The organism is Streptomyces sp. CA-146814 (assembly GCF_050942385.1).
Lineage (GTDB): Bacteria > Actinomycetota > Actinomycetes > Streptomycetales > Streptomycetaceae > Streptomyces.
In genome coordinates this window covers 2248617-2268339 of the sequence record NZ_CP192068.1, presented here as the reverse complement: position 1 = coordinate 2268339, position 19723 = coordinate 2248617, and the positions used below count along the sequence as shown (strand labels likewise).

Below are 19723 nucleotides of genomic sequence, written 5' to 3'. Positions count from 1 at the left end.
ATGCGCGCCGGCGTCGTTGCGGCCGGGACGACGCTGATGATGCTGCTCATGTCGGCCCCGGCTCTGGCGTACACCCGCGACGACGGTGACGACCCGGGTCCGGGCCTCAGCGCGATGGAGACCATCGGCCTCTACGTCATCGCGCCCATCGCCCTGTTCCTGGTGATCACGGCCCTGGTCATGGTCCTGGACAAGTCCAAGAAGCAGGTCTGACCCGCACCCGTACGCAGGATGCGCCGCCGGTAGGACCTACCGCGCGGCGCATCGGCGTGTCCGGGCGGTTCATCGGCGCGTCCGGGCGGCTCGTCCGCGCCTTCGGCACCGGCGGTCCCACCGGGTAGGTTGCGGCCATGACCGAGTGGGACGTCAAGAAGCTCCGCATCCTGCGCACCCTGCGCGACCACGGCACGGTCACGGCGACCGCCGAGGCGCTCCTGATGACCCCCTCCGCCGTCTCCCAGCAGCTCACCAACCTGGCCAAGCAGCTCGGCGTGGAGCTTCTGGAGCCGCAGGGCCGCCGGGTCCGCCTCACCGACGCCGCCCACCTGGTCCTGCGCCACGCCGAGGCGGTCTTCGCCCAGCTGGAGCGGGCGGACGCCGAACTCACCGGCTATTTGCGCGGCGAGGCCGGCGAGGTCAGGGTCGCCGCCTTCTCCACCGCCGTACCCGCCCTCGTCGTCCCCGCCGTGCGGCTCCTGCGCGCCGAGGACTGGCCAGGACCTGACGTACGCGTACGGGAGGCCGAGGCGGCCCAGGCGTACGAGCTGCTCACCGCGGGCGAGGTGGACCTGGCCCTCTCGCTGGCCGCGCACGCCCCGACCGCCCGCGACCCGCGCTTCTCCCTCTTCCCGCTGCTCGCCGACCCGCTGGACGTGGCGCTCCCGGCCGGCCATCCGCTGGCCGGCGCGCCCGCGCTGCGCCTCGCGGACCTGGCCGCCGACCGCTGGATCTTCGGCGGCTCGGGCCCGTGGTCCGAGATCACCACGGCGGCCTGCGAGGCGGCGGGCTTCGTCCCCGAGCAGGCCCACAGCGCCGCCGGCTGGACCGCGATCCTCGCCCTGGTCGAGGCGGGCATGGGCATCGCGCTCGTCCCCCGGATGGCCTCCCGCGAACAGCGCCGCGAAGGCGTGGTGATGCGGGTCCTGGAGGCGGACCAGCCGCGCCGCCATGTGGTGGCGGCGGTCCGGCACGGCGCGGAGAGCGGCCCGGCGGTGGCCCGGGTGCTCACGGCACTCACGAACGCAGCAGCATCGTTCAGTTGAGATGAACAGTATCTGCGAAAACTTTCGATGGACCTGATGGTTCCGGTCGCGCGAAGGTAGGCCCATGACCTTCGACGCGAGCGAGACCACATTCCAGAACTCCGACACCGATCCCCACGCCAATGACGCCGCGCCCTACGGCGGTGGCGACCCCTACGCCGACTACCGCGAGGCCGGCGACCTGCCCTTCACCGAGCTGGTGGACCTCGCCGACCGCCGCCTCGGCGCCGGTGTGATCGCAGCCAACGACGAGTTCTTCGCCGAGCGCGAGAACCTCCTGCTGCGTGAGCGCGCCGTCTTCGACCCCGAGCACTTCGGCCACAAGGGCAAGATCATGGACGGCTGGGAGACCCGCCGCCGCCGTGGCGCGGGCGCCGAGACCCCCTTCCCGGCCCCCGAGGACCACGACTGGGCGATCGTCCGCCTCGGCGCCCCCGGCATCGTGCGCGGCCTGATCGTGGACACCGCCCACTTCCGCGGCAACTACCCCCAGCGCGTATCGGTGCAGGCCACCGCCGTCGATGGCGCCCCGAGCCCGGAGGAGCTGCTCGCCGACGACGTGAAGTGGGAGGAGATCCTGCCGCCCACACCCGTACGCGGCCACGCGGCCAACGCCTTCGAGATCACCGGCGGCCGCCGCTACACCCACCTCCGCCTCTGCCAGCACCCCGACGGCGGCATAGCCCGCCTCCGCGTGCACGGCGAGGTCGTCCCGGACCCGGCCTGGATCGCCGCGCTCGGCACGGTCGACCTGATCTCGGTGCTCAACGGCGGTACGTACGAGGACGCCTCCGACCGCTTCTACTCCTCGCCCACCCAGATCATCCTGCCCGGCACTTCCCGCAAGATGGACGACGGCTGGGAGAACCGCCGCCGCCGGGTCCGCGACACCAACGACTGGGTCCGCTTCCGCCTCCCGGCCCAGGGCGCGGTCCGAGCGGTCGAGATCGACACCGCCTACCTCAAGGGCAACTCCGCCGGCTGGATCGCCCTCCAGGGCCGCAACGGCGACAACGGCGAGTGGTTCGAGATCATCCCGCGCACCCGCCTCCAGCCCGACACCCTGCACCGCTTCGTGCTCCGCGCCCAGGCCGTCGTCACCCACGTCCGCCTCGACGCCTTCCCCGACGGCGGTGTGGCCCGGATGCGGCTGCACGGCGGCTTCACGGAGTCCGGCACGGCCGAGCTGACCCGCCGCTACGAGGAGTCCGGGGCCTAGCTCTCGCCCAGTTTCCGCCCGGCGGACGGCTGCGCTCCTGCGCCCGCCCGCCGGGCGGTCTCCAACGGCCCGCGGTTCAGGAACGCCCCGCGGTTCAGGAACGCCCCGCGGTTCAGGAACGCCCCGCGGTTCGGGAACGACCCGCGGTTCAGGCGACGTACGCGGAGAACCGCAGGGTCGTGGCCAGCACCAGCCAGGTGCCCCACGCGAACGCGCTGTTCGCGGCGTTGCAGAACATCTCACCCGTGCAGTCGGTGGGCCGGTCCTGCCAGGCGTGGACGGTCAGGGAGTGGAAGCCGAGGGAGCGGGAGAAGGCGAAGCGGATGTGCATACCGCTGCCGAGCTGGTGGCCCGGCAGCGTGTTGATCTGGAAGAAGTCGTTCCCGACGTACTCGACCTCCACCGGGTTGCCGCCCAGCAGCTCGCAGCGGGCTCCGGCCCGGATCCGGCTCGGGCAGCCGCCGCTGACCGGGAAGAGCCAGAAGTGGTCCGTCAGCTGCTCGCGGACCTCGTGCGCCTCGGTGAACGGATGCAGCCCGAGGCCGTACCCGTACGTGTAGAGGTCGTAGCAGCCCGCCGGACCGGCCCGGCAGTCCGCGCGCGCGGGCTCGGCCGCCGGGCCCGTCAGCAGACCCGCGCACAGCGCCAGCGCGACCGGCACGGCGGCGAAGCCGGGCATCCGAACCCTCCCGTGGCCTGCGACCGAAGCTCTTGCGACGACCCTTCGGACCGTAGGCCACGGGAGACCACCTCGCGCGCGGGCGTACGGCAGACGCGCGGGCGCACGGCAAGGCGGCACAAGAGCCGGAGCACACCGGCGTACGCCAAGGGGGCGCCCCCCGGCGTACGCCGGGGGGGCGCCCCCTCCACCGCAGCGGAGAGAGCGCCCCCGGGCGCGTACCGGAAGGGACTACGCGGTGGCCGCCGCCGCGTCCGCCGCCTGGGCCTTCAGGGCCCGCTCCACGCCCGCCCGCGATTCCGACATCAGCCGGCGCAGGGCCGCGCTCGGCTCGGCCGAGGCCAGCCACGCGTCGGTGGCGTCCAGCGTCTCCTGGGAGACCTGGAGCGTCGGGTAGAGGCCGACCGCGACCTGCTGGGCCATCTCGTGGCTGCGCGAGTCCCAGACGTCCTTCACCGCGGCGAAGAACTTCTCCGTGTACGGAGCGAGCAGCTCGCGTTGGTCCGGCTGGACGAAGCCGCCGATGACCGCCTCCTGGACCGCGTTGGGCAGCTTGTCGGCCTCCACGACCGAGGCCCACGCCTGCGCCTTGGCCTCCTCCGAGGGCTGCGAGGCCCGTGCGAAGGCCGCGTGGCGCTCGCCCGCCGCCGTCCGGTCGCGCTCGTACTCGGCGGCGATCTCCTCCTCGTCCAGCAGGCCGACGGCCGCCAGCCGCTGCACGAACGACCAGCGCAGCTCGGTGTCGACGGTCAGGCCCTCGATCGACTCCGTGCCGTCCAGCAGCGACTGGAGCAGGTCCAGCTGCTGCGGGTTGCGGGCCGTCGCCGCGAAGGCACGGGCCCACGCCAGCTGGTGGTCGCTGCCCGGCTCCGCCGCGCGCAGGTGCGCCAGCGTCGCCTCCGTCCACTGGTTGAGCGCGGCCTCGCGGGCCTCCGGCGCGGAGTACAGGTCCAGGGCCGTCTTCAGCTGGCGGTGCAGCGACTGGACGACGCCGATGTCCGACTCCTTGCCGATGCCCGAGAGCACCAGCGAGAGGTAGTCCCGGGTCGCCAGCTCGCCGTCCCGCGTCATGTCCCAGGCGGACGCCCAGCACAGGGCGCGCGGCAGCGACTCGGCGAAGTCGCCGAGGTGCTCGGTGACGACCCGCAGCGACTCCTCGTCGAGACGGACCTTCGCGTACGAGAGGTCGTCGTCGTTGAGGAGGATGACGGCCGGACGGGCGGTGTTCTCCGGGAACGGCACGGTGGTGCGCTCGCCGTCGACGTCCAGCTCGATCCGGTCGGTCCGGACGAGCTTGCCGCTGCCGTCGAGGTCGTAGCAGCCGACCGCGATCCGGTGCGGGCGCAGCGTCGGCTCGCCCTTGGCGCCGGCGGGCAGCGCCGGAGCCTCCTGGAGGACGGTGAAGGAGGTGACGTGACCGTTCTCGTCGGTCTCGATCTCCGGGCGCAGGATGTTGATCCCGGCCGTCTCCAGCCACGCCTTCGACCAGGCCTTCAGGTCACGGCCGGAGGTCTTCTCCAGCGCGCCCAGCAGGTCGGACAGGCGCGTGTTGCCGAAGGCGTGCGCCTTGAAGTACGCCTGCACGCCCTGGAAGAACGCGTCCTCGCCGACGTACGCCACGAGCTGCTTGAGGACGGACGCGCCCTTGGCGTACGTGATGCCGTCGAAGTTGACGATGACGTCGTCCAGGTCCCCGATGTCCGCCATGATCGGGTGCGTGGAGGGCAGCTGGTCCTGCCGGTACGCCCAGGTCTTCATGGAGTTGGCGAACGTGGTCCAGGAGTGCGGCCACTTCGAGCCCTCGGCGTCCGCCTGGCAGGCGATCGAGGTGAAGGTGGCGAACGACTCGTTGAGCCAGAGGTCGTTCCACCACTCCATCGTGACGAGGTCGCCGAACCACATGTGGGCCAGCTCGTGCAGGATCGTCTCGGCCCGCACCTCGTACGCCGCGTCCGTCACCTTCGAGCGGAAGACGTACTGGTCGCGGATGGTGACCGCGCCCGCGTTCTCCATCGCGCCCGCGTTGAACTCCGGGACGAAGAGCTGGTCGTACTTGGCGAACGGGTACGCGTAGTCGAACTTCTCCTCGAACCAGGCGAAGCCCTGCCGGGTGACGGCGAAGAGGTCCTCCGCGTCCAGGTACTCGGCGAGCGAGGGGCGGCAGTAGATGCCGAGCGGGACGGACCGGCCGTCCTTCTCGTAGCTGCTGTGCACCGAGTGGTACGGGCCGACGATGAGCGCCGTGATGTACGTGGAGATGCGCGGCGTCGGCTCGAACGTCCAGACGTCGTCCTTCGGCTCCGGCGTCGGCGAGTTCGAGATGACCGTCCAGCCGGACGGGGCCTTCACGGTGAACCGGAAGGTCGCTTTCAGGTCCGGCTGCTCGAACGAGGCGAAGACGCGGCGGGCGTCCGGCACCTCGAACTGGGTGTAGAGGTAGGCCTGCTCGTCGACCGGGTCGACGAACCGGTGCAGCCCCTCACCGCTGTTGGTGTACGCGCAGTCCGCGACGACCTTCAGCTCGTTGGCCCCCTCGCGCAGGCCGGCCAGGGCGATCCGGGAGTCGCGGAACACGGCGGCGACGTCCAGAGCCTCGCCGTTGAGCACGGCCTCGTGGACGGCGGGGGCGACCAGGTCGACGAAGGTCTCCGCACCCGCCTCCGCGGAGTCGAAGCGCACGGTGGTCACGGACCGGTAGGTGCCGCCCTCCTGCGCTCCGGAGAGGTCGAGATCGATCTCGTACGCGTCCACGGTCAGCAGGCGCGCCCGCTCCTGTGCCTCTTCGCGGGTCAGATTCGTGCCAGGCACGCGGTCATCTCCTTCGATGGTGACGTTTCGGATCATCCTTCCACGTCCGGCCCTGCCGGACGACGGGTAGCGCCTGCTTTCCTACCGGGGTAGCATGGTTGGTATGAAGATCAGTGTCAGTCTTCCTCAGGAGGATGTCGCCTTCGTCGACGAGTACGCGGCGAAGACCGACGCCGATTCCCGGTCCGCTGTCATACACGCCGCCATCGAGCTGCTGCGTACCGCAGGCCTGGAGGCGGAGTACACCGAGGCGTTCCAGGAATGGGACGCGAGCGAGGACGCCGCTCTGTGGGACCGCACGGTGGCCGACGGGCTCACGGATGCGTAGGGGCGACATCCACCTCGTGGACCTGGAGCCCGCGCGGGGGAGCGAAGCCAACAAGGTGCGTCCGGCCGTCATCGTTTCCAACAACGCCGCCAACCGATCGGTCGAGCTGTCCGGCAGGGGCGTCGTCGCGGTGGTGCCCCTGAGCTCGAACACCTCGCGGATCCTCAGCTTCCAGGTCCTTCTCGCGGCGGAGGAGAGCCACCTCCCGCAGGACTCCAAGGTCCAGTGCGAACAGATCCGGGCGGTCGCCCCGGACCGGGTCCTGAAGCGCATCGGCGAGGTGCCCCGCCAGCGCATGGCGGAGATCGACAGGGCTCTCCGCCGGCACCTCGCGCTCTGAACCCTCTACGCACACGAAGGGGCGGCCACCGGTGCACTCCGGTGGCCGCCCCTTCCGTTACGCGTGCGCATACAAGGCTCGCGCGTCAGCCCTTCAGCTCGGCCGCCACCAGCTCCGCGATCTGGACGGCGTTCAGCGCGGCGCCCTTGCGGAGGTTGTCGTTGGAGACGAAGAGCGCGAGGCCGTTGTCGATCGTCTCGTCGACCCGGATGCGGCCCACGAAGGAGGCGTCCTTGCCGGCCGCCTGGAGCGGGGTCGGGATCTCGGAGAGCTCGACGCCCTCGGCGTCCTTCAGCAGCTCGTAGGCGCGCTCGACGCCGATCGGGCGGGCGAAGCGGGCGTTGATCTGGAGCGAGTGGCCGGAGAAGACCGGGACGCGGACGCAGGTGCCGGAGACCTTCAGCTCCGGGATCTCCAGGATCTTGCGGGACTCGTTGCGGAGCTTCTGCTCCTCGTCCGTCTCGAACGAGCCGTCGTCCACGATCGAGCCGGCCAGCGGCAGCACGTTGAAGGCGATCGGGCGCTTGTAGACGACCGGCTCGGGGAAGTCCACGGCCTCGCCGTCGTGGGCCAGCTTCTCGGCGTCGGCGACGACCTTGGACGCCTGGCCGTGCAGCTCGGCGACGCCGGCCACACCGGAGCCGGAGACCGCCTGGTAGGTGGCAACGGTCAGCGCTTCGAGGCCGGCCTCGGCGTGCAGCGGGCGCAGCACGGGCATCGCGGCCATCGTGGTGCAGTTCGGGTTGGCGATGATCCCCTTGGGCCGTACGCGGGCGGCGTGCGGGTTGACCTCGGAGACGACCAGCGGGACCTCGGGGTCCTTGCGCCAGGCGGAGGAGTTGTCGATCACCACGGCGCCCTGGGAGGCGACCTTCTCGGCCAGCGCCTTGGAGGTCGCGCCGCCGGCGGAGAAGAGCACGATGTCCAGGCCGGTGTAGTCGGCGGTGGAGGCGTCCTCGACGGTGACGGGCGCGCCCTTGAAGTCGATCGTGGAGCCCGCGGAGCGGGCGGAGGCGAAGAGCCGCAGCTCGTCGACGGGGAAGTCCCGCTCGGCCAGGATCCTGAGCATGACTGTGCCGACCTGACCGGTGGCGCCGACGATTCCGACCTTCACTGGGACTCCTCTGTACGTGAGCACGTGGGCTGTACGTGCGCGCGGCCCGTTTGCCGCTCCATCATGCGTATGACCCGGCCCGGCTTGTCCAATCCATTGTCCGACCTGCGGACTCTCCGCGCGAGGGCCGCAGAATCTGCATCGGCCGTACGCGCCAAGGGGAACATCTGCGGTCCGGGCCGCCGCCCGTGACGAGGAACACACAGAGGAACACGCACAGCGGGGCGGGTGCTCGTGGAGAGCGCCCGCCCCGCTGCTGTTCGTGCGGTGTCCGTTACGGCGTGACCTTCTCGATCACGACGCTGCCGGTGCCCGCGGCGGTGCCGCGCGCGTTGACCAGCTGGACCTCACCGAAGAACTGGCGCCCCTCGGGAGCCGCACCGGCGACCACGACCTCCGCGCCGACCTGCGCCGAAGCGCCGTTCGCCAGGGTGTAGGTCTTCGACGTGTCGACCTTCAGGGTGCCGAGCGAGGCCGCGTAGTACACGTCGCGGTAGTCGTACGTGGTCGACCCGGACGGAACCGAGTAGCCCTCGACGATGACCGTGTACGTACCGGCGGCCGGGTTGGCCAGGCTGACCTTCTCCTCGGAGCCGGCCGTCGTGCCGCTGCCGACCTGGGTGGCGCCCCGGAAGACGTACAGGTCGAGGTCGGCGTTGGCGTCCGACGTACCGCCGATGGCGAAGTCGAGCTTCTCGACGCCCGCACCGATGGTGACCGTGGTCTGACGGGTCTGGCCCGTGGAGATCGACGGCTTGTCGACCTTGGCCGAGCCCAGCGAGCCGCCCTTGAGCTTGCCCGCAAGAGCCGCCGCGCCGTTGGTGACCTTCCAGTTCACCGCGGCCGGAGCGCCGATCTTCGCCTCGGCGATGGTCTGCACCGCCGGGTCGAAGGTGGCGCCGAGGATCGAGACGTCCAGCTTGAACGGGTTGTCCAGCAGCGGCGACGTACGGCGCGACTCGACCTCGATCTCCCACACGCCGGGGAACGGGTCCTTGTAGGACCGCACGTCCGGACGGCAGGTGTTGGCCGGGTTCTCGTAGTTCGGATAGCAGTTGACCGTGGAGGTCGGGTCGACCGGCGTCCCGTACGGGTGCAGGGCGATGAACCGGGTCTGGCTGCCCGAGCGCAGCGCGCTGAGGGCGACCTCAAGGGTCTTGGCGCCCTGCGGCACGTTGAAGAAGTACGAGGTGGTGCCGTTGCGCTGCACCGAGTTCGACGACTTGAACGCGTAACCGGGGTGGCTCAGCTCGTTGGCCACGACGACCGTGGAGAGGACCTGGTGGTCGATCCCCTTGGTCTTCTTGTCGTCCAGCTCCAGGATGGCGCTGTGCACGCCCGCGGCCTTGGCCTTCGCCGTGACCTTCAGCTTCACCGGGGTGTCGAGCGGCAGCGAGACGTACTCGGGGCTGCTCAGCTTGAAGGTGCCGTCGTTGTTCTTCCACGACAGCTTGTGCTGGACGTTGCGGTCCGGACCGGTGGTGCGGGTGACGGTGATCTCGTAGACCTTCGTCTCGCCGGCCTTCAGGCCGCCCTCACGGTCGTAGAGGCCGGTGCCGAAGCCCGGGTCCTTGAGCGCGAAGTCGATCGCGGTGTCGACCGGGGCCTTCACCTTGTACTCGTGCGCCGGGTTGCCCTTCTTGGTGATGAGCTTCCAGGCACCGACGATGTCGATCAGACCGGAACCCTGGGCGTGCGCGGGCACGTCCTTGACGTGGGTCGCCGAGCTGGTCAGCGCCACGCGGAGGTCGGCCGGGGGCAGCTCCAGGTCCTTCTGCTTCGCGGCGGAGAGCAGCAGGGCCGCCGCACCGGCGGCCTGCGGCGAGGCCATCGAGGTGCCCTGGAGCATCGAGTAGCCGGGCGGCAGGGCGTAGCCCGCCTCCTTGACCGGACCGCCCTCGGACCAGGTCTGCGTGGTGTTGATCGCCGCACCCGGGGCCGAGATGGTCGGCGTGAAGCCGCCGTCCTCACGCGGACCGCGCGAGGAGAAGGGGAGCAGGTCGTACTTCTTGGTGACGTTGGAGCCGTAGTTCGCGGCCCAGGTCTCCTTGGAGATCGACGCGCCCACCGAGATGACGTGGTCGGCCAGGGCCGGGTCACCGATGGTGTTGAGGCCCGGGCCGCTGTTGCCGGCCGAGATGACGAGCTGGACGCCGTAGATGTCGACGAGGCGCTTGTAGAGCTCGGCGCGGGCGTTGTTGCCGTCGTTCAGCGGCGGCAGGCCGCCGATCGACATGTTGACGATGTCGACACCGCGGTTGACGACGAGGTCGATCATGCCCTCGGTCAGCGCGATGTTGGTGCAGCCGCCGGACCAGGTGCAGGCGCGCGAGGAGACGACCTTGGCGCCGGGCGCCGCGCCGTTCATCTTGCCGCCGAACAGGCCGTTGGCCGCGGTGATGCCCGCGACGTGCGTGCCGTGCGAGCCCTCGATCACGCCGATGTTGACGTAGTCGGCCTTGGCGCCCGCCGCGTTGTAGACCACGTTCTTGCGGGTCTCGACGACGAACGGGATGCGCTCGACGACCTTGGTGGCCGGGTTGTCCTCACCGAAGTACGCGACCTGGAACTTGTCCTTGTACGGCTTGAGGGCCGTGTCGTCGGAGAAGTCCGCGTTCTCGTTCAGGTCCACCCGGACGGTGCCCTTGACCGGGTCGTACAGCACGCCCCAGACGTCGGTGGTGTCACCGTCGCGGTTGAGGTCGCCCGCCATGTCGCCGCCGGTGGTGGCCGACTCGGCGAAGGTGGTGAACTTGTAGCTGCCCGCCGGAGCCGAGTAGGTCTTGCCGCCGGACGTGAACGTCGGGCCGGTGACGGTCTGCGACATCTGCAGCCAGGTGCCGTCGCCGTCGTTCACCGGGTCGGTGGCGGTGACCCAGTCGACGATCTTGCGCTCGCCGGTGGTGGTCTTCTTCAGCGCCGGGTGGCCGAGGTCGACACCGGAGTCCAGGACACCGATGGTGATCCCGCGGCCGTCGGCCGTCGGGTTCTTCTCGACGAACTCGACCGCACCCGTCTCGAAGGAGGGGTTGTACGGGTTGGCGGCCGGGGTGTTCTTGCCCGGCGCCGGGTAACTGCCCGTGGCCTTCAGCTGCTTGGCCCCCGCGGCCCGGTCGCCCGAGGGCGTCGGGTCGTCCAGCTTGATCTCCTGCTTGAGATCGATGCCGAGGACGGACTTCAGCTTGGAGGCCGCCTCGATGGTGGCCTCGGCGGTGCCGGTCGGCACCGTCGCCCGGACGTAGCCGAGCTTGTCGTAGGTCTGGCCGAGCACGGAGCCCTTGACGGCGTCCAGCTGCTCGGTGACCTGCTCGGTCGCCCCCGGGGTGGTGGCGATCATCATCGTGACGTTCTTCTCGCCCTTGGCTTCGGCCTTCGCCAGAACTTCGGCGTCGGCCTTGCCGAGCTTGTCGCCCCGGTCGCTCGTGGCGGCCGGTTTGACGGGTGCCGGTGCCGGGTCGTCGACGGCGAACACCGGTGCGGCGCTGGAGGCCGCGAGGGCGGCAGCCAGGCCGGCGGCGGCCGCTATGCGCACGGCTCGTCTCGTCCCGGGTATGGAGCTGGGGGATTCCTTGGTCATCAGCATCCCTGTAATTGAAAGAGAGAGTCCGGAATTCGGTACCGGATGACCGCTCAGCCTGTCGTAAATGACAGGGCTTTGTGGAGAGTTGACGGAGACGAGACAGGTACATGGCATAGATCCGCCACCGGGGACGATGCGTCACGCGGGATGAATGAGGCGAAAGTGTCTGCTGGAATTGATCATTCCGCCTCTGCGGTCCGGACCACGGCCCGGGTGGTCCGGACCAGTGGCACCGGCGGCACCTCGCGCAGCGATCACCGCGGCAGCACCACCAGATACGACGCCGGCTCCCGGTCGTCCGCCGCCATCAGTGCCGTACGCACCACCGTGGCCTGCTGTTCCGCCGCCTCGCACAGCTTTCTCGGGGTGAGGTGGACGACCGTGACCCCGAGCCGCTCCAGCCGCTCCCGCTTGGCGGCGTACGCGGACCACTGCGGGTCCTCCGCACGCCCCGGCCCCCGGTTCCCGCCGCGCCACCCCTTCTCCGGCGCACCGAACCGCGGCGCGCGCGTGTCCAGTTCGACGGCGACGGCGAGATCCGGCCAGTACGCGTCGACCCCGCCCAGCTCCGGCCCGCCTGGCAGCCGCAGCTCCACGTTCCACAGCGGCTCCGGCAGCCCGTGCTCGCGCACCATCGCGTACAGCCGCTCCTCCGCCGCCGCCCGTCCCGCGGCCAGCAGCGCGTCCACCGCACCCACCACCGCCGGCCGCCCCAGCACCCCGGCCACGCTCAGCTCCCGCACCACGGCGGCCGGTTCGCTGTGCCCGGCCCGGACGGCCTCGGTCAGCAGCCGGGTCACCTCCGCCGCCTCGGTCAGCCCCGCCACCGCGTCCGCCAGCGCCCGCTCCACCGGGGCGACGGGCACTCCGGCCAGCAGCACCGGCTCGGGCAGCGCGGCGGTGGCCCGCACCACCTCCACGAACCGGGACGAGCGCAGCCGCCGGGTGCGCGGCACCAGGACGTCGATCCGGTGCAGCGCCTCCAGCTCCGGCGCCGCGGCGAAGCCGTGCAGCGCGAGCGCCGCGAGCCCGGTCACCATCGCCTCGCCGAACCCCGGGTCCGTGGGCTCCGGGGGCGTACGCCGGGAGGAGACCGGCGGGCGGCCGGCGTACAACAGGGCGCCGTGCAGCCGCTCCCGGCCGCCGGGCGGGCCCGGGTGGAGCAGATAGACGCCGGGGAGCAGGTGCTGCCAGGGGCCGCCGGGCAGGCAGTGCGCGGACGTCTGCGCGGCGGAGACGCCGCGTGCGCGGAGCTGGGCGGCGGAGAGGACGCGGTGCGTGACGTCCTGGAGGTGGTGCGGGGGGCGGGGGAGGCGCGAGGACAGGGGGGAGAGCGGGGTGTTCTGGGTCATGGGCGATGATTTCCCGCCAACTCAGGGTCCCTTAACCCCTGTTACAGAGCCGTCGACAATTCCGGACAACGCCGCCCTAAAGTAAGGATGTTCGACAACCGAAAAGGGCGGTTGCGCCGGAATTGGCCAGGGGGCGCGTCCGGTCAGATGTGCGAGCGCCACTTTCGCGCCGCGCGCACCTCCTGACCGCGCGCCCCCTGAACCGCCCTCTCTTACGCTCGCGCGTCGCGCTCCTGGCCGCGCAGCACCCGCGCCAGGTCGTCGCGGGCCTCCAGGACCAGTCGGCGCAGCGCCGGAGCGGCGTCCTCGTGACCGGTCAGCCAGGCGTCGGTCGCCGCCAGGGTCTCCGGGCTGTCCTGGAGGGCCGGGAAGAGGCCCTTCACCACATGCATGCCGATCTGGATGGACCGCTCCGCCCAGACCCGCTCGATCGCCGCGAAGTAGCGGTCCGCGTACGGCGCCAGCAGCTCCCGCTGCGAGGGCTGCTCGAAGCCCGCGATCGTCGCCTCGACCAGCGCGTTGGAGAGCTTGTCCGACTCGACGACCGCCGCCCACGCCTGCGCCTTGACCGCCTCCGAGGGGCGCGAGGCCAGGCACCGTACGTGGTGGCGCTTGCCGGACGCCGTGTCGTCCCGGGCCAGTTCGGCGTCGATCGCCGCCTCGTTCGCCACGCCGTGCGAGGCGAGCGGCGAGAGGAAGGCCCAGCGCAGCTCCTGGTCGACCTCCAGGCCGTCGATCCGGGCCGTGCCCTCCAGGAGCCCGCCGAGCAGCTGGAAGTCCGCCTCGGAGCCCGCCACGGCCGCGAAGAAGCGGGCCCATGTCAGCTGGTGCTGGCTGCCCGGCTCGGCTTCCCGCAGCTCGCGCAGCGCGCCCTCGGCCAGCGCCCGGCCGCCCTCCTCGCGCCAGCCGGGGGCGGCGTAGTTCACCAGCGCCGACTGCGCCCAGGCGTGCAGCATCTGCAGGACGCCGATGTCGCTCTCGCGCCCGGCGTGCGCCAGCACCAGCGCGACGAAGTCGCGGGCGGGCAGCAGGGCGTCCCGGGTCAGGTTCCACAGCGCCGACCAGCACAGGGCACGGGCCAGCGGGTCGGTGATGGCGCCCAGGTGGTCGCGGAGGGTCGCCAGGGACCCCTCGTCGAAGCGGACCTTGCAGTACGTGAGGTCGTCGTCGTTGACCAGGATCAGATCGGGCCGCTCCGCCCCGGCCAGCTCCTTCACCACCGTGCGCTCGCCGGCCACGTCCACCTCGGCCCGCGCGTACCGCGTCAGCTCGCCCTCCGGCGTACGCCGGTACAGGCCGACCGCGACCCGGTGCGGGCGCAGCTCCGGATGGGACGGAGCGGCCTCCTGTACGACGGTGAGTTCCGTCAACGCGCCGGCCTCGTCGTACGCCGCGACGGGGGTCAGCACGTTGACACCGGCCGTCTGCAGCCAGGAGCGCGACCAGGCCGTCATATCGCGGCCGGAGGTCTCCGCCAGCACCGAAAGAAGGTCACCGAGACGAGTGTTGCCGTAGGCGTGCTGCTTGAAGTAGCGCCGCGCCCCCTCCAGGAACGCCTCCCGCCCCACGTACGCGACGAGCTGCTTCAGTACGGAGGCGCCCTTGGCGTACGTGATGCCGTCGAAGTTCAGCTTGGCGTCCTCCAGGTCACGGATGTCGGCCGTGATCGGGTGGGTGGAGGGCAGCTGGTCGGCGCGGTAGGCCCACGCCTTGCGGTTGTTGGCGAAGGTGATCCAGCCGTTGGTGAAGCGGGTCGCCTCCACCATCGAGAAGGAGCCCATGAAGTCCGCGAAGGACTCCTTCAGCCACAGGTCGTCCCACCACTCCATGGTGACCAGGTCGCCGAACCACATGTGCGCCATCTCGTGCAGGATGACGTTGGCGCGCCGCTCGTAGGCGGCCGAGGTGACCTTGCCGCGGAAGATGTACTCCTCGCGGAAGGTGACCATGCCCGGGTTCTCCATCGCCCCGAGGTTGTACTCCGGCACGAAGGCCTGGTCGTACTTCCCGAAGGGGTACGGGTAGTCGAAGTTGTTGTGGAAGAAGTCCAGGCCCTGCTTGGTGACCAGGAAGACGTCGTCCGCGTCGAAGTGCTTGGCGAGCCCCTTGCGGCACATCGCACCGAGCGGGATCTCCAGGGTGGTGCCGTCGTCGAACGTACGGCTGTAGTGGTCGGTCACGTAGTGGTACGGACCGGCGACGACGGCCGTGATGTAGGTGGAGATCGGCTTGGTCTCCGCGAACCGCCACACCCCGCCCTCGTGCGACTCCTCGGCCCCGTTGGACCAGACCCGCCAGCCGTCCGGCGCGGTCACCTGGAAGCGGTAGGGAGCCTTGAGGTCCGGCTGTTCGAAGTTGGCGAAGACCCGGCGGGCGTCGGCCGGTTCGTACTGCGTGTAGAGGTAGACCTCGCCGTCCTCCGGATCGACGAAGCGGTGCATGCCCTCGCCGGTCCTGCTGTACGCGCACCGGGCGTCGACCACCAGGACGTTCTCGCCCTCCAGGAGCCCGTCCAGCGCCACCCGGGCGCCGTCGAACACAGCGGCCGGGTCGAGCGCCTTCCCGTTCAGCGTCACGGCGTCCACACCCGGCGCCACCAGGTCGGCGAAGGTCGAGGCGCCGGCCCGGGCGGAGCGGAACCGGATCGTGGTGAGCGACCGGAACGTGACCGGCCCCCCGCCCCCGTCGGCCCCCTCGGGCCCGTCGACGGCGGAACGCAGGTCGAGCTCGACCTCGTAACCGTCGACGGTCAGCAGCTCGGCCCTCTTCTGGGCCTCGTCGCGGGACAGGTTTTCACCGGGCACGGGCACTCCTTCGTGACGCGCGTCATGTGTCGTGTTCGAACCTATTGATCCTTGCACGCGTCCGTGGCGGCCGGTATCCGGTCGGCCGGCAGCGGCCGGTCCGGGAATGGAGGGCCTTGAGGGAGTGTTCTGGACCACAGCAGCACCAGGCCATTCCTTGAGGAGAGAGATGTCCCAGAGCACCCCCGCGAACGGCAAGACCCCGGCCGACTTCTGGTTCGACCCGCTCTGCCCGTGGGCGTGGATGACCTCGCGCTGGATCCTGGAGGTCGAGAAGGTCCGCGACATCGAGGTCCGCTGGCACGTGATGAGCCTCGCCGTCCTCAACGAGGACAAGCTGGACGAGATCGCCGAGGAGTACCGCGAGATGCTGGCGACCCAGGCGTGGGGCCCGGTCCGGGTCGTCATCGCCGCGCAGCAGCTCCACGGCGACGAGGTCGTCGGCCCCCTCTACACGGCGCTCGGCACCCGCTTCCACAACAACGACGAGGGCCCCACCCGCGAGGCGATCGTCGGCGCCCTCAAGGACGTCGGCCTGCCCGAGGACCTGGTGGAGTACGCCGACAAGGACACGTACGACACCGAGCTGCGCGCCTCCCACCAGGAGGGCATCGACAAGGTCGGCCAGGAGGTCGGCACCCCGGTCGTCGCCGTGCCCGGCGCCGACGGCGAGCAGGTCGCCTTCTTCGGCCCCGTCGTCACCCCCGCCCCCAAGGGCGAGGACGCGGCGAAGCTCTGGGACGGCACGCTGCTCGTCGCCTCCATCCCCGGCTTCTACGAGCTCAAGCGGACCCGCACGCAGGGCCCGATCTTCGACTGAGACCGGGCCTTCTGCCTGGTCGGGCCGGGAGCACGCGCGTGCTCCCGGCCCGTTGTCAGTGGCGGACCGTACGGTGAGGACCATGCGAATCTCACCGGAGATGATCACGATCGACTGTCCCGACCCGCAGACGCTCGCCGCCTGGTGGGCCACGGCGCTGGGAGTGGAGGGCACGCGGGACTACGGCGAGTTCGTCATGGTCCCCGCCACCCCGCTGGTCCTCGGCTTCCAGCGGGTGCCCGAGCCCAAGTCCGTCAAGAACCGGGTGCACGTCGACTTCGCCTCCCCCGACCGCCCGGCGGACGTGGAGCGCCTGGTGGGGCTCGGGGCGACGGTGATCGGCGAGCACTCCATGCACGGCCTGGTCTGGAACGTCCTGCAGGATCCGCAGGGCAACGAGTTCTGTGTGGCCGACGAGGGCACCCAGTGACCTGAGGGGCCCTCCGGGTCCACCCCTTGCCCTTCGCTCGAACTCTCGTTCATGCTCTGCCCCATGCCGACCGAGAGCCGCCACGACAGCGGTACGGAGCGGAGCCCCGGCAGCCCGGGCCCGCTCCTCCCGCGCCGGGTGCGGATCGGTTACGGCCTCGGCTCGCTCTGCACCGGCACCTTCGCCACCGTGCCCGGCCTGATCCTGCTCTACTACCTGACCAACGTGCTCGCCGTCTCCCCGGCGATCGCCGGGGCGGCCGTCTTCCTGCCCAAGGCCTGGGACGTCCTGATCAACCCGCTCGTCGGCGCGCTCTCCGACCGCAGCCGGCTGCGCGGCGGCCCGCGCCGCCCGTTCCTGCTTATCGGCGCCTGCACCCTGCCGCCGCTCTTCGCGCTGATCTTCGCCGCGCCCCCGCTGCGCGGCATGGCGGCCGCCGCGTACGTCGCCGCGCTCTTCCTGCTCGCCGCGACCGCGTACGCGGTCTTCCAGGTGCCGTACGTGACGATGCCCACCGAGATCACCGAGGACCCGGCCGAGCGCCGCCGGGTGCTGAGCTGGCGGGTCGGCTTCCTGGGCGCCGCGATCCTCCTCTCGGGCGCGCTCGCCCCGGCCATCGCCCATGCGGACGGCGGCACTTCGGCGAGCTACCGGCTGATGGGCATCGCGGTCGCCGTCCTGCTCGCGGCGGGCATGTTCGGCGCCTGGTTCACCACCCGGTGGGCGCCCGCCGTGGCCCGTTCCACCGCCGAACCCTCCCTCCGCGCCCAACTCGCCGTGGCCCGCACGAACCGGCCGTTCCTCTTCCTGGCCGGCATGTGGTTCCTCCAGGCGCTCGCGGTCGGCGTGATGCTGGCGGGGGTCCAGTACTTCGCCACGTACACCCTCGGCTCACCGGCCGCGGTGACCCCGCTCTTCGCCTGTCTGATCGGCCCGCTGGTCCTGGTCGTGCCGGTCTGGACCAGGCTCGCCCGGCTGCGCGGCGCGAAGTACGCGCAGGGTTGCGCAACACTGCTGTACGTCTCAGGGGCCGCCGCCCTCGCGCTGACCGGCCAGGTGGGCAGCGCGCTCGGATACGTGGCGGTCGCGGTCATCGGCATCGCCTACGCGGGCCTCCAACTCCTGCCGCTCACCCTGCTCGCGGACACCCTCGCCGCCGACACCGCCCGTACCGGCAAGCGCCGCGCGGCCACGTTCACCGGGCTGTGGACGGCGGCCGAGACGCTGGCGTTCGCGCTGGGCGCGGGCGTCTTCGCGCTGGTCCTCACGGTGACCGGTTTCCGCTCATCGGACGCCGACCACGAGGTCGCGCAGCCCGCCGCCGCGCTGACCGGCATCACGGCGGGTATGAGCCTGCTGCCCGCACTCCTCGCCGCCGCGAGCCTGTGGCTGCTCCACCACTATCGCGAGGACCCCGCCGACGCCCCGGAGGAACCCGCCCGTGTCCCATGACCAGGACAACGCCCCCGCCCTCCCCACCGGCCGCCCCGCCGCCGAGATCCTCACCGAACTCAAGGAACTGCGCACCGCCGACGCCCCGACCCGGGGCGGCCGGACCTTCGCGTACGTCTACGACGCCGGGCGCGAGGGCCTGGACGAGCTGGCCGCCGAGGCCTACGCCGCGTACGCCACCGTCAACGGCCTCGACCCCACGGTCTTCCCGAGCGTGGCGCGGCTGGAGAACGACCTGGTCGGCGCGGCGGCAGCGCTCCTCGGCGGGTCGCCGCAGACGCGATCCACCTTCACCAGCGGCGGCACAGAATCGATCCTGCTGGCGGTCAAGGCGGCCAGGGACCACGCCCGTTCGACCCGTGGCGTGACCGACCCGCAGCTGGTGCTGCCCTCCACCGCGCACGCCGCGTTCCACAAGGCCGCCGCCTATCTCGGCCTGGAACCGGTGGTGGTCCCGGTGGACCCGGTGACGTACAAGGCGAACCCCACCGCGATGGCCGCCGCGATCACGCCCCGTACCGCGCTGGTGGTCGCCTCGGCGCCTTCGTACGCGCACGGGGTCATCGACCCGGTGGCGAGGATCGCGGAGGCGGCCGCCGAGCACGAGGTGCTGTGCCATGTGGACGCCTGCATCGGCGGCTGGCTGCTGCCGTACCTGCGCAAGGCGGGCCGCACGGTCGAGCCGTTCGACCTCTCGGTCCCCGGTGTCACGTCGCTCTCGGTGGACCTGCACAAGTACGGCTACGCCGACAAGGGCGCCTCGGTGGTCCTCTACCGGGACGCGGAACTCCGCCGCCACCAGTACTTCGCCCACGCGGGCTGGCCCGGCTACCCGGTGGTCAACCCGACGGTCCAGGGCACCAAGTCGGCGGGTCTGCTGGCCCAGGCGTGGGCGGTGCTCCAGCACATAGGCGAGGACGGCTACACGATTTTGGCCGCAAGGGTGGCGGAAGCCTCCGACCACTTGCTGGAGGGCCTACGCACCATCCCGGACGTCCACATCCTCGGTGAACCGGAGGCGGGCCTGGTCGCGTTCACGGTCCTCACCACAGCCACACCCGACGGCACCACCGGCACGCCGGACCTGAGCCTCCTCCTCCACCTGGCCGACGAGATGCGCGTACGCGGCTGGTACCTCCAGCCCCAGCTCTCCTTCGACGGCCTCCCGCCCAACCTCCACCTCACCCTGACCCCCGCCACGGTCGACCGCGTGGACACCCTGCTCACCGACCTGCCGGAAGCCCTGGCCGAGGCTCGAGCTCTGCCCCCGGTCACGGCGGACCCGGCCCTCACGGACCTGGCGGCGGACCTGGACCCCGACGCGCTCACCCCGGACGAGATCGCGGGAATCCTGGCCTTCGCGGGCCTGGGAGAGGGGGCCGGCCTCCCGGAGCGGATGGCCCCGGTGCTGTTCCTGCTCGACGCGCTGCCGGTCCGGCTGAAGGAGCGGCTGCTGACGGAGTTCGTGGGGTCGGTGTTCCGCTCGGGCCGGCCGTGATCGGGCGGCCCGAGCAGACCTCGAACACGGCCAGGTG

Annotated in this window: 15 protein-coding genes; 9 read left to right on the top strand and 6 right to left on the bottom strand. The window is 71.2% G+C overall.

The features are described 5' to 3' along the window. The 3 genes from ACQP09_RS10060 to alc all read left to right on the top strand — a co-directional run bounded on the left by ACQP09_RS10060 (position 1) and on the right by alc (position 2481). Positions 1-213, top strand: a complete 213-nt coding sequence (locus tag ACQP09_RS10060) for a hypothetical protein (protein ID WP_432149241.1) — start codon at positions 1-3, stop codon at positions 211-213. 137 nt (positions 214-350) lie between these two features. Beyond that, positions 351-1262 (top strand): LysR family transcriptional regulator, encoded by a 912-nt coding sequence (locus ACQP09_RS10055; protein WP_433397710.1) that lies wholly within the window; start codon positions 351-353, stop codon positions 1260-1262. Between the two features lie 64 nt (positions 1263-1326). Beyond that, positions 1327-2481 (top strand): allantoicase, encoded by a 1155-nt coding sequence (alc, locus tag ACQP09_RS10050; RefSeq protein WP_433397708.1) that lies wholly within the window; start codon positions 1327-1329, stop codon positions 2479-2481. A gap of 148 nt (positions 2482-2629) precedes the next feature. Here alc and ACQP09_RS10045 read toward each other — a convergent pair whose 3' ends face one another. Both ACQP09_RS10045 and pepN (ACQP09_RS10040) read right to left on the bottom strand, forming a co-directional pair. Then, the gene (locus ACQP09_RS10045; RefSeq protein WP_433397706.1) at positions 2630-3160 is read right to left on the bottom strand and encodes a hypothetical protein; all 531 of its coding nucleotides are present in this window, start codon (positions 3158-3160) and stop codon (positions 2630-2632) included. Positions 3161-3391: 231 nt separating this feature from the next. Next, positions 3392-5968, bottom strand: coding sequence for an aminopeptidase N (gene pepN / locus ACQP09_RS10040; RefSeq protein WP_433397704.1), 2577 nt, complete (start codon positions 5966-5968; stop codon positions 3392-3394). Positions 5969-6071: 103 nt separating this feature from the next. On the opposite strand from pepN (ACQP09_RS10040), the gene ACQP09_RS10035 reads away from it, so the two are divergent. Together ACQP09_RS10035 and ACQP09_RS10030 are read left to right on the top strand one after the other, a co-directional pair. Further along, positions 6072-6296, top strand: a complete 225-nt coding sequence (locus ACQP09_RS10035; RefSeq protein WP_015608544.1) for a ribbon-helix-helix domain-containing protein — start codon at positions 6072-6074, stop codon at positions 6294-6296. Beyond that, positions 6289-6636, top strand: coding sequence for a type II toxin-antitoxin system PemK/MazF family toxin (locus tag ACQP09_RS10030; protein ID WP_433397702.1), 348 nt, complete (start codon positions 6289-6291; stop codon positions 6634-6636). Before ACQP09_RS10035 ends, ACQP09_RS10030 begins: the two co-directional genes overlap by 8 nt. An 85-nt stretch (positions 6637-6721) precedes the next feature. Here ACQP09_RS10030 and ACQP09_RS10025 read toward each other — a convergent pair whose 3' ends face one another. The 4 genes from ACQP09_RS10025 to pepN (ACQP09_RS10010) form a co-directional block, all read right to left on the bottom strand. Next, complete coding sequence (locus ACQP09_RS10025) at positions 6722-7750, bottom strand: aspartate-semialdehyde dehydrogenase (RefSeq protein WP_433397700.1); 1029 nt, start codon at positions 7748-7750, stop codon at positions 6722-6724. A 274-nt stretch (positions 7751-8024) separates the two neighbouring features. Further along, the gene (locus ACQP09_RS10020) at positions 8025-11333 is read right to left on the bottom strand and encodes a S8 family serine peptidase (protein ID WP_433397698.1); all 3309 of its coding nucleotides are present in this window, start codon (positions 11331-11333) and stop codon (positions 8025-8027) included. Between the two features lie 251 nt (positions 11334-11584). Then, positions 11585-12682: a hypothetical protein gene (locus ACQP09_RS10015; protein ID WP_433397697.1), complete on the bottom strand. Its 1098-nt coding sequence runs from the start codon at positions 12680-12682 to the stop codon at positions 11585-11587. A 212-nt stretch (positions 12683-12894) separates the two neighbouring features. Further along, complete coding sequence (gene pepN, locus ACQP09_RS10010; RefSeq protein ID WP_433397695.1) at positions 12895-15486, bottom strand: aminopeptidase N; 2592 nt, start codon at positions 15484-15486, stop codon at positions 12895-12897. A 169-nt stretch (positions 15487-15655) separates the two neighbouring features. Between pepN (ACQP09_RS10010) and ACQP09_RS10005 the strand changes: the two genes are divergently transcribed. The 4 genes from ACQP09_RS10005 to ACQP09_RS09990 all read left to right on the top strand — a co-directional run bounded on the left by ACQP09_RS10005 (position 15656) and on the right by ACQP09_RS09990 (position 19686). Beyond that, positions 15656-16306, top strand: a complete 651-nt coding sequence (locus ACQP09_RS10005; protein WP_433397693.1) for a mycothiol-dependent nitroreductase Rv2466c family protein — start codon at positions 15656-15658, stop codon at positions 16304-16306. 82 nt (positions 16307-16388) lie between these two features. Continuing rightward, positions 16389-16736 (top strand): VOC family protein, encoded by a 348-nt coding sequence (locus ACQP09_RS10000; protein ID WP_433397691.1) that lies wholly within the window; start codon positions 16389-16391, stop codon positions 16734-16736. 63 nt (positions 16737-16799) lie between these two features. Next, positions 16800-18188 carry an MFS transporter gene (locus ACQP09_RS09995; RefSeq protein ID WP_433397689.1) on the top strand — a complete coding sequence of 463 codons (1389 nt, stop codon included), beginning with the start codon at positions 16800-16802 and terminating at the stop codon, positions 18186-18188. Beyond that, a complete protein-coding gene (locus ACQP09_RS09990; RefSeq protein WP_433397687.1) occupies positions 18178-19686 on the top strand; it encodes a pyridoxal phosphate-dependent decarboxylase family protein in 1509 nt (502 codons plus the stop codon). The genes ACQP09_RS09995 and ACQP09_RS09990 overlap by 11 nt, the downstream gene beginning before the upstream one ends. The last annotated feature ends 37 nt before the right edge of the window (positions 19687-19723 follow it).

Bases quoted from the DNA above. Each gene is read 5' to 3' on its own strand.
- ACQP09_RS10060 (WP_432149241.1), top strand. From the start codon at position 1: ATGCGCGCCGGCGTCGTTGCGGCCGGGACGACGCTGATGATGCTGCTC.
- ACQP09_RS10055 (WP_433397710.1), top strand. From the start codon at position 351: ATGACCGAGTGGGACGTCAAGAAGCTCCGCATCCTGCGCACCCTGCGC.
- alc (WP_433397708.1), top strand. From the start codon at position 1,327: ATGACCTTCGACGCGAGCGAGACCACATTCCAGAACTCCGACACCGAT.
- ACQP09_RS10045 (WP_433397706.1), bottom strand. From the start codon at position 3,160: ATGCCCGGCTTCGCCGCCGTGCCGGTCGCGCTGGCGCTGTGCGCGGGT.
- ACQP09_RS10035 (WP_015608544.1), top strand. From the start codon at position 6,072: ATGAAGATCAGTGTCAGTCTTCCTCAGGAGGATGTCGCCTTCGTCGAC.
- ACQP09_RS10030 (WP_433397702.1), top strand. From the start codon at position 6,289: ATGCGTAGGGGCGACATCCACCTCGTGGACCTGGAGCCCGCGCGGGGG.
- ACQP09_RS10020 (WP_433397698.1), bottom strand. From the start codon at position 11,333: ATGCTGATGACCAAGGAATCCCCCAGCTCCATACCCGGGACGAGACGA.
- ACQP09_RS10015 (WP_433397697.1), bottom strand. From the start codon at position 12,682: ATGACCCAGAACACCCCGCTCTCCCCCCTGTCCTCGCGCCTCCCCCGC.
- ACQP09_RS10005 (WP_433397693.1), top strand. From the start codon at position 15,656: ATGTCCCAGAGCACCCCCGCGAACGGCAAGACCCCGGCCGACTTCTGG.
- ACQP09_RS10000 (WP_433397691.1), top strand. From the start codon at position 16,389: ATGCGAATCTCACCGGAGATGATCACGATCGACTGTCCCGACCCGCAG.
- ACQP09_RS09995 (WP_433397689.1), top strand. From the start codon at position 16,800: ATGCCGACCGAGAGCCGCCACGACAGCGGTACGGAGCGGAGCCCCGGC.